This window comes from Bradyrhizobium canariense (assembly GCF_019402665.1).
Lineage (GTDB): Bacteria > Pseudomonadota > Alphaproteobacteria > Rhizobiales > Xanthobacteraceae > Bradyrhizobium > Bradyrhizobium canariense.
This window is the reverse complement of the sequence record NZ_VSST01000034.1, coordinates 108,035-121,715: the sequence shown is the minus strand read 5'-3', so window position 1 is coordinate 121,715 and position 13,681 is coordinate 108,035. Positions and strand designations below refer to the sequence as shown.

Annotated in this window: 12 protein-coding genes; 8 read left to right on the top strand and 4 right to left on the bottom strand. The window is 63.8% G+C overall.

What is annotated here, in order from left to right:
• Window positions 1-22 precede the first annotated feature (22 nt).
• Entirely contained in the window at window positions 23-1,453 is a 1,431-nt protein-coding gene (locus tag FXB41_RS18300; protein ID WP_007593931.1) for an aldehyde dehydrogenase family protein, read from the top strand.
• A gap of 153 nt (window positions 1,454-1,606) precedes the next feature.
• On the opposite strand, the gene FXB41_RS18295 is transcribed toward FXB41_RS18300, so the two are convergent.
• Window positions 1,607-2,584 (bottom strand): SMP-30/gluconolactonase/LRE family protein, encoded by a 978-nt coding sequence (locus tag FXB41_RS18295; protein WP_219682726.1) that lies wholly within the window; start codon window positions 2,582-2,584, stop codon window positions 1,607-1,609.
• Between the two features lie 89 nt (window positions 2,585-2,673).
• On the opposite strand from FXB41_RS18295, the gene FXB41_RS18290 reads away from it, so the two are divergent.
• Window positions 2,674-3,498, top strand: a complete 825-nt coding sequence (locus FXB41_RS18290) for an NAD-dependent epimerase/dehydratase family protein (RefSeq protein WP_219682725.1) — start codon at window positions 2,674-2,676, stop codon at window positions 3,496-3,498.
• 38 nt (window positions 3,499-3,536) lie between these two features.
• Here the strand turns inward: FXB41_RS18290 and FXB41_RS18285 are convergent, their stop codons facing one another.
• Window positions 3,537-4,808, bottom strand: a complete 1,272-nt coding sequence (locus FXB41_RS18285) for an MFS transporter (protein ID WP_219682724.1) — start codon at window positions 4,806-4,808, stop codon at window positions 3,537-3,539.
• Window positions 4,809-5,110: 302 nt separating this feature from the next.
• On the opposite strand from FXB41_RS18285, the gene FXB41_RS18280 reads away from it, so the two are divergent.
• Complete coding sequence (locus tag FXB41_RS18280) at window positions 5,111-5,524, top strand: hypothetical protein (protein ID WP_007593923.1); 414 nt, start codon at window positions 5,111-5,113, stop codon at window positions 5,522-5,524.
• A 40-nt stretch (window positions 5,525-5,564) separates the two neighbouring features.
• Here FXB41_RS18280 and FXB41_RS18275 read toward each other — a convergent pair whose 3' ends face one another.
• Complete coding sequence (locus FXB41_RS18275; protein WP_219682723.1) at window positions 5,565-6,248, bottom strand: GntR family transcriptional regulator; 684 nt, start codon at window positions 6,246-6,248, stop codon at window positions 5,565-5,567.
• A 175-nt stretch (window positions 6,249-6,423) separates the two neighbouring features.
• Between FXB41_RS18275 and FXB41_RS18270 the strand changes: the two genes are divergently transcribed.
• The 4 genes from FXB41_RS18270 (at window position 6,424) to FXB41_RS18255 (ending at window position 11,275) form a co-directional block, all read left to right on the top strand.
• Window positions 6,424-8,130 carry an IlvD/Edd family dehydratase gene (locus FXB41_RS18270; protein ID WP_219682722.1) on the top strand — a complete coding sequence of 569 codons (1,707 nt, stop codon included), beginning with the start codon at window positions 6,424-6,426 and terminating at the stop codon, window positions 8,128-8,130.
• A 62-nt stretch (window positions 8,131-8,192) separates the two neighbouring features.
• Window positions 8,193-9,188, top strand: a complete 996-nt coding sequence (locus FXB41_RS18265; protein WP_219682721.1) for a TRAP transporter substrate-binding protein — start codon at window positions 8,193-8,195, stop codon at window positions 9,186-9,188.
• Window positions 9,189-9,356: 168 nt separating this feature from the next.
• Window positions 9,357-9,938 (top strand): TRAP transporter small permease, encoded by a 582-nt coding sequence (locus tag FXB41_RS18260; RefSeq protein ID WP_219682720.1) that lies wholly within the window; start codon window positions 9,357-9,359, stop codon window positions 9,936-9,938.
• Window positions 9,935-11,275, top strand: coding sequence for a TRAP transporter large permease (locus FXB41_RS18255; RefSeq protein ID WP_219682719.1), 1,341 nt, complete (start codon window positions 9,935-9,937; stop codon window positions 11,273-11,275). The genes FXB41_RS18260 and FXB41_RS18255 overlap by 4 nt, the downstream gene beginning before the upstream one ends.
• A 17-nt stretch (window positions 11,276-11,292) precedes the next feature.
• Here the strand turns inward: FXB41_RS18255 and FXB41_RS18250 are convergent, their stop codons facing one another.
• Window positions 11,293-12,087: an enoyl-CoA hydratase/isomerase family protein gene (locus FXB41_RS18250; protein WP_219682718.1), complete on the bottom strand. Its 795-nt coding sequence runs from the start codon at window positions 12,085-12,087 to the stop codon at window positions 11,293-11,295.
• Between the two features lie 223 nt (window positions 12,088-12,310).
• On the opposite strand from FXB41_RS18250, the gene FXB41_RS18245 reads away from it, so the two are divergent.
• Complete coding sequence (locus FXB41_RS18245; RefSeq protein WP_219682717.1) at window positions 12,311-13,531, top strand: NAD(P)/FAD-dependent oxidoreductase; 1,221 nt, start codon at window positions 12,311-12,313, stop codon at window positions 13,529-13,531.
• Window positions 13,532-13,681 lie beyond the last annotated feature (150 nt).

The window sequence follows — 13,681 nt, the reverse complement described above, 5'->3', positions numbered from 1 at the left end:
AGCCCCCAAGAAGAGGTTCACTATGGTCAATCGCATGCAGTTCTACATCGACGGCGCCTGGGTCGATCCCGCCGTCAAGAAGTCCACCGCCGTGGTCAATCCGGCGACGGAAGAGGCGATGTACGAGGTTGCGCTGGGCTCCAAGGCCGACGTTGATAAAGCCGTTGCCGCCGCCAAGCGCGCGTTCGTGACGTTCTCCCAGACCAGCCGTGACGAGCGCGTCGCGCTGCTCACCAAGGTCATCGAGATCTACAAGGGCCGCCTCAAGGAGATCGGTGCTGCCGTCTCCGACGAAATGGGTGCGCCGCTGCCGATGGCGGAGAAGCTGCAGGCCGGCGCTGGTCTCGGCCACCTCATGACCACGCTCGACGTGCTCAAGAACTATCATTTCGAGGAACCGGTCGGCACCGCCATGGTGCTGCGCGAGCCGGTCGGCGTGGTCGGCATGATCACGCCCTGGAACTGGCCGCTCAACCAGATCGCCTGCAAGGTCGCGCCCGCGCTTGCCGCCGGCTGCACCATGATCCTGAAGCCGTCGGAGTTCACCCCGACCTCGGCGCTGATCTTCGCGCAAATCCTCCATGAAGCCGGCGTGCCGAAGGGCGTATTCAATCTCGTCAACGGTCTCGGCCCCGAGGTCGGCGCCGCCATGAGCGAGCATCCCGATATCGACATGATCTCCTTCACCGGCTCGACCCGCGCCGGCATCGACGTTGCCAAGCGCGCGGCACCGACCGTCAAGCGCGTCAGCCAGGAGCTCGGCGGCAAGTCGCCGAACGTCATCCTCGAAGGCGCCGACCTCACCAAGGCGGTGACCGGCGGCGTGATGCACATGTTCAACAACTCCGGCCAGTCCTGCAACGCGCCCTCGCGCATGATCGTGCCGGCCTCGAAGATGAAGGAAGTCGCCGCGATTGCGAAGGCGGTCGCCGACAAGACCAAGGCCGGCGATCCCCGCGCCGAAGGCACCACCATCGGTCCCGTGGTCAACCGCGGCCAGTGGGACAAGATCCAGGGCCTGATCAAGAAGGGCATCGACGAGGGCGCAACGCTCGTCGCCGGCGGCCCGGGCCTGCCCGAAGGCGTCAACAAGGGCTTCTATGTCCGTCCCACCATCTTTGCCGACGTCACCCCCGACATGACGATTGCGCGTGAAGAGATCTTCGGACCGGTGCTCACCATCATCGGCGCCAAGGACGAAGCCGAGGCCGTGCACATCGCCAACGACACGCCCTATGGGCTTGCCGGCTACGTCACGGGTGCTTCCGTCGAGGACGCCAAGCGCGTCGGCCGGCAGATCCGCGCCGGCAACGTCAATCTGCAGGGCGTGCCCAACGATCGCAGCGCACCGTTCGGCGGCTACAAGCAGTCCGGCAACGGCCGCGAGTGGGGCAAGTACGGCCTCGAGGACTTCCTCGAAGTGAAGGCGGTTGCGGGCTTCAACGCGGCGTAGGCTTCGTCGCCTGAACAACAAAACGCCGGAGCGGCCACCGCTCCGGCGTTTTTATTTTTTCGTAGCCCGCATGGAGCGAAGCGGAATGCGGGGACTGTCCCGGATTGCGCTTCGCTCCATGCGGGCTACGGGCTCGCAACGACGGAGGAAAAACTATCCCCCCACCGCGCCCTGCGTGTTCACATACAACGCGTAGATCGACTGGCTCGCCGCCATGAACAGGCGGTTGCGCTTGACGCCGCCGAAGCAGAGATTGGCGCAGCGCTCGGGCAGTGCGATACGGCCGATCATGACGCCGTCGGGCGCGAACACCACGACGCCGTCGAGCTCGGGATCGCCCATGCCCCAGCCGCACCAGAGATTGCCGTCAATGTCACAGCGCATGCCGTCCGGCGTGCCTGGACCTGCGTCGATGAAGACTCGCTTATTGGAGATCGTGGTGCCGTCCGCCGAGACGTCATAGGCGAGGATTTTGCGGTTCGGCACGCCGCGCGATTCCACCACATAAAGAATTTTCTCGTCCGGCGAGAAGCACAGCCCGTTCGGACCCAGCACGCCTTCGGCGACGATGGTCGCATTACCGGTTGTGGGATCGAGCCGGTAGACATTCGGATCAATGTCCGGCTCGGCCTTGTAGCCCTCGTAATTGCCTAGCAGGCCGAAGGTTGGATCGGTGAACCAGATCGAGCCGTCCGATTTAACAATGACATCGTTCGGTGAGTTTAACCGCTTGCCGTTGAATTGATCCATCAGCACGGTGATCTCGCCGTCATATTCGGTGCGGGTGACGCGTCGCCCACCATGCTCGCAGGTGACGAGCCGGCCCTGGCGATCCCTGGTGTTGCCGTTGGCAAAATTGGAGGGCCTGCGGAACACCGAGACCGCGCCGGTCTCCTCCTCCCATTTGAGGATACGCTGGTTCGGAATGTCGCTGCACAAGAGGTAACGCCCGTCGCCGAACCACACCGGACCCTCGGCCCAGCGCAGGCCGGTCGTCAGCCGCTCCACCGCCGAGAGTTTTAGCCAGTATTTTTCGAAGCGGGGATCGAGTGCCTTTATCGCCGGATCGGGATAGTAGCTCGCCGGCCGCCAGCCTGGCCGCTCCTGGGGATGGGACGATGCCTCATTCATGTCGGTTCTCTCGTTTCGTTCCCTCTGGACAATCCTGCTATCATTAGAGACATGTGACCGCAAATTGGTTGCCAAAGGCGAGGAAAGACATGCCGCGTATCTTGATGACGGGAGCTTCGGGCGGGATCGGAACGCGCCTGCGGAAACTGCTGCCGCCGATCTATCCGGACCTGCTGCTCTCTGATATCCGCCCGCCGAAGGACCTCGGCGCGAACGAGCAATTCAAGGCGGCGGATCTCTCTGACCTGGCGCAGTGCGAGGCGATCTGCGAGGGCGTCGACGGCATCATCCATTTCGGCGGCTATTCGGTCGAAGGTCCCTGGAACGACATCCTCCAGGCCAACATCATCGGCGGCTACAATCTGTTCGAGGCAGCGTATCGCAAGGGCGTCAAGCGCGTGGTGTTTGCCTCCTCGAACCATGCCGTCGGATTCTATCCGCGCCACCACAAGATCGGCACCGATGTGACCCCGCGCCCCGACGGCCGCTATGGCGTCAGCAAGGTGTTCGGCGAAGCGGTCGGCGCGCTCTATGCCGACAAGCATGGCCTGAAGGTGACTTGCCTTCGCATTGGCAATTTCGGCGACGTGCCGCTGGATCATCGCCGGATCTCGATCTGGCTGAAGCCGGAAGATCTGGTGCAGCTCTGCCAGATCGGGCTCGAGCATCCCGACATTCATTTCGAGATCTTCTACGGCGTGTCCCTGAACGAGCGTGCCTGGTGGGACAACCACCGCGCCTACGAGTTCGGCTACCGTCCGACGGGGCGCTCCGAGGACCACGTGGCGCATGCGATGGCCGAGCAGGCCAAGCTGAAGCCCGATCCGATCGGCGATCACTATCAGGGCGGCGCGTTCTGCAGCAACGAGTTCGACGGCGACACAAGCCGCATCATCGATTGGAATAAGCGGTAGGAGCGCATTCGCAAATCCAGGGCGTCGGAAACGACGCCCTAGACAACGCGTTTGCCGGCCTGGGCCGCGATGGGCCGCTGCACAAAGTACATCAGGATCAGAGAAATCACCGCCGTCGTCACGACGACGTATCCCAGCCGGTCGAAATGCCGGAGCGTACCGTCGGCGTCCTGCGCGATGAGTGCGGCGGCGAGCACGGAGCCGAGCCCGCCGGAGAGCTGCTGCAGCGACGCGCCGACCGCGCTGAAGGAGCCGCGTTGCGCCGGCTCGGGGATTGCGGAAATCAGCGCCTGCGACGGAATCATGCGGGAGAAGATGCCGACGAACATCAGGACGTTGACCAGGATCGCGACCGTCAGGCTCACCTCGCCGAGATGGGTGTAGATCAGCACCATGACGATGGACATCGCGCTGCCGAAGACGAAGGTCGGGTATTTGCCGAAGGCATCGCTCGCGCGTCCCACCAGCGGGCCGATGACAATGCTGAACAGCCCGGAGACGAGATAGATCGTCGGCAGATGCACGATGTCGATGCCGAGATTGTGCACGGTGTAGGCGCTGCCGAACGGCATCAGCATGTAGCCGCCGGTCGCCAGCAGGGTCGTCACCGAGAACGCCATCCAATAACGCGGCTGAGAGACCGTTGCGATCAGATGCCGGAACGGGTTTCGATCCTGCTTCAGCCCGAGATGGCCGTTCACCGGCTTCATCAGGAGCATCACGGCGATCATCCCGATCACCGACAGGCCGACCAGCGCGCCGAACGCGACGTGCCAGTTCCACTGGTTGGCGAGGAAAAGGCCGGCTGGGATGCCCAGCACCTGGCTTGCAGCGAAGGCGGTTTGCACGAAGCCCATGACGCGGCCGCGCAATTGCAGCGTGAACAGATCGGTGACGATGGCGAGCACGACCGAGCCGATCACGCCGCCGAACAGGCCGGTCACGATCCGCCCCAGCAGCAACAGATGATAGTTGGGCGCGATCGCGCACAGCGCCGTGCCGAGGGTGAAGCCGGCGTAGAAGAACAACAGCAGCCGTTTGCGGTCGAACCGGTCGGCAAAGCCGGCCGCCAGGATGCCGGAAATTCCCGCGCTGAACGCATAGGCCGAGACCGCCACGCCGAACTGAGCGGCCGAAATATCGAGCGCCGGCATCATGATGGCGCCGAGCGGCGACATGATCATGAAATCGATGATGATCGTGAACTGGACCAGCGCCAGCAGCGCAACGAGGATCGTCTGGTAGCGCGTAAAACCGCGGGATCGCTCCTGCGACTCGACGATCGGCTCGGTCAGGGTTTGTTCGGTCATGGCATTTCATTCGGGAGGGAATACGGGGAAGAACGTGCGATTCGCGGCTGGACGCCGGTCCTATCTATTTCCGACGGCGCCCTATTTCGATGGGTTGACAAAAGGTTTTGATGTCCATCACGACGCGGTGGCCCCCGGTTCATTGAGGACGAGCGCATGCGGGGGCCGAGCTTTGGCTTGGCCGCCCTGCCCATTGATCCAGGTCAACCTTGCCTTCGGCATTTGGTTCTCGATCTGCGCGATCGCATTTCGGCAACCGGTGCCGCGATCACGGTTCGATTGCGGCGGCGAGAGTCAGAACAATGAAAATCAAATTGCCAGCCGTCGTACTGCTAGCGCTGATCATGTCGGCCCCGGCGCGAGCCGCGATGCTCAGCGACGCCGAGGCGACGTTTCTCGACCAGCTCGTCACCGCGTCCGCGGTGCTCGAACAACGATGCGTCGGCTACGAGGTCAATGGTGCCGGCAGTGTCCAGCTCGGCGCCCGACTTCTCGGCAGCACGGATGCCGCGATGGCGATGATCGACGCCTATGCGGCAGCCATCAAGGCCCGCGACGGCGAAAACTACGATGCCGGTAAATTCCGCATCGAGGTGTCCGACGCGGCCGCCAAAACGTTCAGGCGCATCCGAGCGCAGTTGATCAACGACCCGAAAGCGGCCTGCGCCGACTATGGTGATACCAGCGTGGAGCGCGGCCTGCTAAGACGGTACTGAACCTGCGACTTGGCTTGCCATGGCCTAACGGGCGCACGCGCTAGCGCTCGGCCTCACCCGCAATCCGCGCCAGATAATCCTTCTTGCTGAACTGCATATGATCGACGCAGAGCTGGGCCAGCGCCCAGCTGTCGCGGCCTTTCAACAGCTCGATCATCAGCTCGTGCTGGCGCCGTGATTGCGCCAGGCCGTCTCGGTCGGCGAGATTCTTGGCGCGCATCGGCAGCGTCAGGTTCATGTAGTCCTGCAGCGAGCGCACCAGATACGGATTTCCGCAGGCCGAGAACAGCGCGAGGTGGAAGGCGTCATTGGCTTCATGGATGCCGCGCAGGTCCTGCAAATCCGCTCGCGCGCAATATTGCCGCTGCAATGCGGAGAGCTCGTCGATCAGGCCTTGCTGTGCGGGCAGGGGGATCATCAGCGCCGCCTGCCGGGTCAGCATCTCCCGGACCTCGTAGATCTGCCGGACCTCTTCGGCCGAATAGAACCGCACGGTGGCGCCGACATTCTTCTCGCGGCGGACGATGCCGCGGCGCTCGGCATCCACCAGCGCCTGGCGCACGAAGTGCCGCGAGGTGCCGTAAGCCGACATCAGCGCGTCTTCGGTCAGACGCGCGCCGGGCGCGAGGCGGCCGAAGATGATGTCCTCCTCGAGCCGCGCGACGATGTCGTCCGGATCGTCGCGCCGGACTGTCATGGCGTCTGCGGTGTGAGTGTCGGACATGCCCTCGGCCTCCCGGCGCTTGGCCGGTCCGTCCTGTGGAGCAGGGAAGGCTCGGATTGTCAATAATCTGGTCGTCACCATGGCGTCGACGGCGAAAATAGCAGGTTTGACGTCTGTCTTATTGACAATCAAGGGGCAGGCTGTACGACAATGACCCGGTAATGGGAGTGGCATGATGACGAGTGGGTTGCGGAAAGGGCTGACGAGCTATGGCGATGCCGGCTTCTCGCTGTTCCTGCGCAAGGCGTTCATCAAGGCCATGGGCTATTCCGACGACGCGCTCGAGCGCCCGATCGTCGGCATCACCAACACCTATAGCGACTACAATCCCTGCCACGGCAACGTCCCGCAGATCATCGAGGCCGCCAAGCGCGGCGTGATGCTGTCGGGCGCGATGCCGTTCGTTTTCCCGACCATCTCGATCGCCGAAAGCTTTGCGCATCCGACCTCGATGTATCTGCGTAATCTGATGGCGATGGATACCGAGGAGATGATCCGCGCGCAGCCGATGGATTCGGTGATCGTGATCGGCGGCTGCGACAAGACACTGCCGGCGCAGGTGATGGCCGCAATCAGCGCCGATCTGCCGACGGTGGTCATCCCGGTCGGGCCGATGGTCGTCGGCCACCATAAGGGCGAGGTGCTGGGCGCCTGCACCGATTGCCGCCGTCTCTGGGGCAAGTATCGCGCCGGCGAAATGGACGATGTCGAGATCGAGGCGGTCAACGGCCGCCTCGCACCGTCGGTCGGCACCTGCATGGTGATGGGCACGGCCTCCACCATGGCCTGCATGATCGAGGCCATGGGTCTGTCGCTGCCGATGAGCGCGACGATTCCCGCCCCGCATGCGGAGCGCTTTCGGCTCGCCGAAGCGAGCGGCAGGGTGGCCGCCGAGATGGCCAAGACCAAGGGTCCAAAGCCGAGCGAGGTGCTGACGCCTGCATCTTTCAAGAACGCGCAGGTCGTGCTCCAGGCGATCGGCGGCTCGACCAACGGCCTGATTCATTTGACCGCGATGGCGCATCGTTCGCCACACCGACTCGACCTCGAGGTGTTCGATCAAATCGGCCGCGAGGTTCCGGTGCTGATCGATCTCAAGCCGTCCGGCGAGCATTATATGGAGCATTTCCATCACGCCGGCGGCGTGCCGAAACTGCTGGCGCAGCTTGGTGACCTCGTCGATCTCGACGCGAAGACCATCACGGGCGAGAGCCTGCGCGATGTCGCCGCCAACGCGGAACACGTACCCGGCCAGGACGTGATCCGCGCGCGCGACAATCCGATCAAGAAGGAAGGCGGCCTCGCCGTCCTGCACGGTAACCTCGCCCCGCGCGGCGCGGTGATCAAGCAGTCAGCTGCAAGCCCGAAACTGTTGCAGCACACCGGACGTGCCGTGGTGTTCGAATCCGTCGAGGATATGACGCTGCGGGTTGACGATCCCGATCTCGACGTCACCGCCGATGATGTGCTGGTGCTGCGCAATGCCGGGCCCAAGGGCGCGCCCGGCATGCCCGAGGCGGGCTATCTGCCGATCCCGAAGAAGCTCGCGCGTGGCGGCACCAAGGACATGGTGCGCATTTCCGACGCGCGTATGAGCGGCACCGCGTTCGGCACCATCGTGCTGCACATCACGCCGGAATCCGCCGTCGGCGGGCCGCTGGCGCTGGTGAAGAACGGCGATATGATCCAGCTGGATGTTGCGAAACGCAGCATTGAGCTGCTGGTCGATGCTGCCGAGCTGGAGCGCCGCCGTGCCGCATTGAAGCCGGCGGCTGCGCCGGAGGAGGCGCGGCGCGGCTACGCCTGGCTGTTCAATGAGACCATTATGCAAGCCGACGAGGGCTGTGACTTCGATTTTATGCAGAGGACTGGCAAAGGCTGATCAACCACTCGAACGAGCGCTCAGACCGCACAAGCGGCGGGCGATAAAACAAGGGGGAAACGATGATTGCACGATCCATGCGTGGGTTGGTGGCCATGGCCGCCATGCTGTTCATCACGGGAGCCGGGGCACAGGAGGTGAAGCATTATCGCTTTGCCTACGACCAGCCGCGCAATACCGGCTACTCCATCGCGGGCGACCTCTTTGCCGAAAAGCTCAAGGAATTGAGCAAAGGCACCATGATCATCGACCAGTATCCGGGCGCGCAGCTCGGGCAGGAGCCGCAGGTGCTCCAGCTCGTGAAAGCGGGCGACGTCGAATTTGCGATCATCTCCTCGGCGAACACCGCGACGATCTCGCCGCAAGCGGGCGTGATGTCGTTGCACTTCCTCTTCCGCGACGAGAACCACGTGGTCAAGGGCCTGGCCGATCCAAAAGTGTTCGCGGCGCTCAAGACCATGATCGACGAGACCACGCAGGGTTTGCATGTGATCGCGACCGGTTCGCAGGGCGTGCGCCACATGTACTCCAAGAAGGAGATCCATAACGTCGGTGACATCAAGGGCCTGAAGATCCGGGTGCAGGCGACCGCGACCGAGGACACCATGTTCCCGGCCTACGGCGCCCAAACCGTGCACATGCCGTTCGGGAGCGTCTACACGAGCTTGCAGACCGGCGTCGTCGACGTCGCCGAGAACAGCATCAACGTCTACCTCGTTAACAAGCACTACGAGGTCGCGCCGGTCCTGAACATCACCGAGCACGAGGCCAACAACGCGCTGGTGTTCATCTCCGACAAGCTCTGGCAGAGCCTGTCGGCGGAGCAGAAGGGCTGGGTGCAGGCGGCGGGGAACGAGGTCAGCTCCAAGGAGCCGCAGAAGGCCTTCGACCTCGAACGCACCGCGGCGGAGAAGCTCAAGAAGATGGGCGTGAAGATCGTCGACAACGTCGACAAGAAGAGCTTCACGGCGGTCGCCGATCCCTATCTCGACAAGCTCGCCAAGGAGCTCGGCCCGCACGCCGAGAAGATCAAGGATTTGATCCGCTCGATCAATTGACGTGATGCCGAAAGACGGTGCGCTCCCTCTCCCGCCTGCGGGAGAGGGTAGGGGAGAGGGTGTCTCCGCGGAGAGACTCCCGATGAGGAGAGAGCCCTCACCCGGCGCTTCGCGCCGACCTCTCCCGCAAGCGGGAGAGGTTCAGAAAACCCGCAGCCGGGAGCAACAATGCCCATCGCCGAAAAACTGCTGGTGCAACGCCAACGCCACCTCAAATGGCGCGGGCTCGACTGGCTCGAACTCGCGCTGATGATCCTCTGCGGCGTGCTCTGCTTCGGCTTCTCGCTGTCGGTGACCGCCGACATCGTCACCCGCACCATCGGCCATCCCTGGCTCTGGCTCCAGGAAGTGACCTCGACGTTGTTCATCTACGCCATCTTCGTCGGCACAGCGGCTGCGACGCGGCGCAACGACCACCTCTATCTCACCGCGATCTCCGAGGCGATGCACGGCACGCCGCGTCTGATCGTCGAGATCATCATCCGGATCGTGGTGCTTGGCGTCGCCTTCTGCCTGATCGTGTACGGCTATCAGAACTATCTTCGCGGCTTCGGCAGTTTTCGCCTGCCGTCGGGCACGCCGATCGCCTCGCTCTACGCGATCATTCCGCTGTCGGGCATGCTGATCGGCCTGTTCACCATCGAGCAGCTCGTCAACGGCGTGCGCAACGGCTTTGACCACCCCGAGCCGCCCGAAGAGGATGACGGGGCGCCTGTCATCACCGACGCGCAGATGAGGGCGCAGCCGTGAGCGCACCCATCGTTCTGGCGTTGATGACGGTCTGCTTCCTGTCCTTCGGCTATCTCGGCGTGCCCGTGCCGTTCTCGCTGATGGCCGGCGTCTTCATCGGCGCGCTGCTGTCGGACGTCTCGCTCGCCGCGATCATCCAGAAGATCTTCGACGGCGTCGATTCCGAGGCGCTGCTGGCGATCCCCTTCTTCCTGCTGGTCGGCGAGCTCATGAGCTCGGCCAATGTGGTGGTCCGGATAGCCAACCTCTCGGTGTCCCTGGTGGGGCATATCAGAGGCGGCCTCTCGCAGGTCGTGGTCGTCTTCAGCATGTTCTTCTCGGAAATGTCGGGCTCGACCACCGCTGACGTCGCCGTGATGAGCCGCGCGCTGGGGGGCCCGATGAAACGCGAGGGCTATGAGCCCGCCTTCATCGCCGCGATCATCGCGTCGGCCTCGACCATCGCCGCGCTGGTGCCGCCGAGCATCACGGCCGTGGTCTATGGCGCCGTCGGCAACGTCTCGATCGCCGGCCTGTTCATGGCAGGCGTCGTGCCGGGCCTGATGATCGGCTTCGGGTTGATGATCTATTGCTATTTCTTCGGCCCGTCCGGCCTGCGCAAGCCGCGCGCGCCGCTGCGGCAGGTGGTGTTCGCGGCCGGCGATGCGGCGCTACCGCTGATGATCCCAGTGATCCTGTTAGGAGGCATTCTGACCGGCTGGTTCACGCCGACGGAAGCCGGCGTCGTTGCGGTGGTCTGGATTGTCGCGGTCGTGATCCCCGCGCTCAACCGCGGCCATATCAGGAAGATTCCGTACGATTTCTGCCTTGCGGGCCTGATCTTCTCGCTGCCGCTGATCACGATCGGCGCCGCCAATGCGTTCGGCTGGATGCTCGCCTATTTGCGCGGTGCAAGCTACATCGCCGAAGTCATCACCTCGATCGCCGGCAACGATCCGCATTTGATCATGCTGCTGATGGTGCTGCTGTTCACGATCGTGGGCGATTTCATCGAGCCGGTGCCGACCATCATCATCTTCATGCCGCTGGTCAACACGCTGACGGAAGCCGGCGACATCAACGCCGTGCATATGGGCGTGGTGCTGATCGCCACGCTCGCCTTCGGCCTGATCACGCCGCCTTATGGCCTGGTGCTGCTGATGGCCTCGAAATTCGTCGGCGTCAGTTTCGCAAAGGCGCTACGCGCCGCGTTGCCGATCTATCTGGTGTTCCTCGGGACGATCGCGTTTGCGATCTATTTCCCGAGCGTGGTGCTGTGGCTGCCGCGGCAAGTGCTGCCGGAATCGGTCGGCTGCTTCAAGTCGCCGGCGGGCACGGGCTATATCTGTCCCAAGTAAGCCCGCTTGAATGAACGCTACTTGCTCTTGCTGGTGAATTTCTTGACGGCGGCCCTAAACTCCTCCGTGTTCATTGCCATGATGATTTTGTGCTCCTCGGCGTCGAGCTGCTGCTTCACCGGCGTCGTGGCGGCCTGGTAGACCAGCGATTTGGTGCCGGCAATCGCGGCGATCGGGTTCTGCGCCAGCCGCTCGGCGAGAGTTCGCGTTGCCGCCTTCAGCTCGGCGGCGGGAACGACCTTCGCAACCAGGCCCCATGCATGGGCCTGCTGCGCGGTAAAATTATCCTCAGCCAGGAAAATCTGCAGCGCGCGACGCGGGCCGACCGTGTTGACGATGCCGACCGTAGATCCGCCGTCCGGCGAGACGCCGATCTTGGCATAGGCCGGCGTGAACTTGGCATCGTCCGCGGCGATGCAGAGATCGGTGACGAAGGCGAGACCCATGCCGGCGCCGGCCGCGGAGCCGTGCACGCTGGACAGCGAGATCTTCGGCATGCGCCGGACGATCTCGATGAAGGCGTGATAGTGCTTCAGCAGCTCGCCGACGACAGGCGTCACCGTGCCCGCTTCGGCGGCTGCACCGATCGTCTGCAGATCGCCGCCGGCCGAGAAGGCGCGGCCTTCGCCCTCGAGGACCACGACCCTGATATCGTCGGCGCCCTCAATGTAAGTCGCGAGCCGTTTGAGCTTTTGTGCAATCGCCAGATTGATCGCGTTGAACGCGGCGGGCCGGTTCAGCGTGATGGTGGCGATCGGGCCATCGATTCGCAGCAAGGCTGGATCGTCGGGTCGTGAGACGGGAGCGGTCATCGGAAATCCCCGGCATGAGGTCGAAGCTCGAACTAAATCGCAGAAGGCGAGGGGTGACAATCCCCGCCTGGTGCTCTTGCGCAAGCCGGAACGATAGGCTCAAATGGGCACGCCTTCGTTTAGGGACGGACACGAGCGCCGGCTCCTCCTAGGCTAGCAAGCCAAAATCAGAGAGAGGAGACGACATGGGTGACGCTCGTGTCTTGCGGAAATGGGCTGTCCAATGACCGATGGCCCGGTGATCATTGTCGGTGCCGGCCATGGCGGCTACCAGGTCGCGGCATCCCTGCGCCAGGCGGGCTTTTCCGCTGCTATCTGCCTGATCAATGACGAGGCGCATCTGCCCTATCAGCGGCCGCCGCTGTCCAAGGCCTACATCAAGGGCGCGGCCGGGCCGGAGAGCCTGATGTTCCGGCCGGAGAAATTCTACCAGGACCAGACCATCGAGCTGGTGGCGGACCGCGCCGTGTCGATCGACCGCGCGGGGCGCAAGGTGCTGCTCGCCTCGGGTAGGACGCTGCCCTATGGCCACCTCGTGCTGGCGACCGGCGCGCGCAACCGGCTGCTCGATCTGCCCAATGCGAACCTTCCCGACGTGAAATATTTGCGCATCCTCGACGACAGCGAGGCGCTGCGGAAGATCATGCCCTCGAAGACGCGGGTGGTCGTGATCGGCGCGGGATTCATCGGCCTCGAATTCGCGTCCACCGCGCGCATCAAGGGCCTCGAGGTCGACGTGCTCGAACTCGCCCCGCGCGTGATGGCGCGCGCGGTGACGGCGGAGGTCTCGGAGTATTTTCAGGCGCGGCATCGCGAGGCCGGCATCCGCATTCACCTCGGCGTGCAGGCAACATCCATCGAAGCTGAGGGCGGCAAGGTCACCGGCGTCTCCTTGAGCGACGGAAGGCACCTGCCGGCCGACCTCGTCGTGGTCGGCGTCGGCGTGCTGCCGAATATCGAGCTCGCGGCGGAGGCGGGGCTGCCGGTCGCGGCCGGTATCATCGTCGACGAATATCTCGCGACGGCTGATCCCGATATCTCGGCGATCGGCGATTGCGCGCTGTTCAACAGCCCGCGCTTCGGCGGATCGCAGCGGCTGGAATCGGTGCAGAATGCCACTGATCAGGCGCGCTGCCTCGCGGCGCGGCTGACTGGCGACCGTAAGGCCTATGACAGCCATCCCTGGTTCTGGAGCGACCAGGGCGATGACAAGCTCCAGATCGCTGGCCTCACCACCGGCTACGACCGCGTCGTGCTGCGCGGCGATCCCGCCAGGAAGGCGTTCTCGGCGTTCTGCTACAAGGGGGACAGTCTGCTCGGCATCGAATCGATCAACCGTGCCGGCGACCACATGTTCGGCCGCCGCCTGTTCGGCCTGGATCGCTCGATCACGCCGGAGCAGGCCGCCGACGAAAGTTTTGACCTGAAGGGCGCGCTGGCGTGAGCTCTTCTCCCTCCTCTCCCTCTCCCCGTTCTTACGGGGAGAGGGCGGGTGAGGGGCTGTCTCGGCAAGTTCGATGACAGTCGGATTCGCAGAGACTCCCCCTCACCCGGATTGCATCTTCGATGCAATCCGACCTCTCCCCGCAAGCGG

Bases quoted from the DNA above. Each gene is read 5' to 3' on its own strand.
- FXB41_RS18300 (WP_007593931.1), top strand. From the start codon at position 23: ATGGTCAATCGCATGCAGTTCTACATCGACGGCGCCTGGGTCGATCCC.
- FXB41_RS18295 (WP_219682726.1), bottom strand. From the start codon at position 2,584: ATGAATGAGGCATCGTCCCATCCCCAGGAGCGGCCAGGCTGGCGGCCG.
- FXB41_RS18290 (WP_219682725.1), top strand. From the start codon at position 2,674: ATGCCGCGTATCTTGATGACGGGAGCTTCGGGCGGGATCGGAACGCGC.
- FXB41_RS18285 (WP_219682724.1), bottom strand. From the start codon at position 4,808: ATGACCGAACAAACCCTGACCGAGCCGATCGTCGAGTCGCAGGAGCGA.
- FXB41_RS18280 (WP_007593923.1), top strand. From the start codon at position 5,111: ATGAAAATCAAATTGCCAGCCGTCGTACTGCTAGCGCTGATCATGTCG.
- FXB41_RS18275 (WP_219682723.1), bottom strand. From the start codon at position 6,248: ATGTCCGACACTCACACCGCAGACGCCATGACAGTCCGGCGCGACGAT.
- FXB41_RS18270 (WP_219682722.1), top strand. From the start codon at position 6,424: ATGACGAGTGGGTTGCGGAAAGGGCTGACGAGCTATGGCGATGCCGGC.
- FXB41_RS18265 (WP_219682721.1), top strand. From the start codon at position 8,193: ATGATTGCACGATCCATGCGTGGGTTGGTGGCCATGGCCGCCATGCTG.
- FXB41_RS18260 (WP_219682720.1), top strand. From the start codon at position 9,357: ATGCCCATCGCCGAAAAACTGCTGGTGCAACGCCAACGCCACCTCAAA.
- FXB41_RS18250 (WP_219682718.1), bottom strand. From the start codon at position 12,087: ATGACCGCTCCCGTCTCACGACCCGACGATCCAGCCTTGCTGCGAATC.
- FXB41_RS18245 (WP_219682717.1), top strand. From the start codon at position 12,311: ATGACCGATGGCCCGGTGATCATTGTCGGTGCCGGCCATGGCGGCTAC.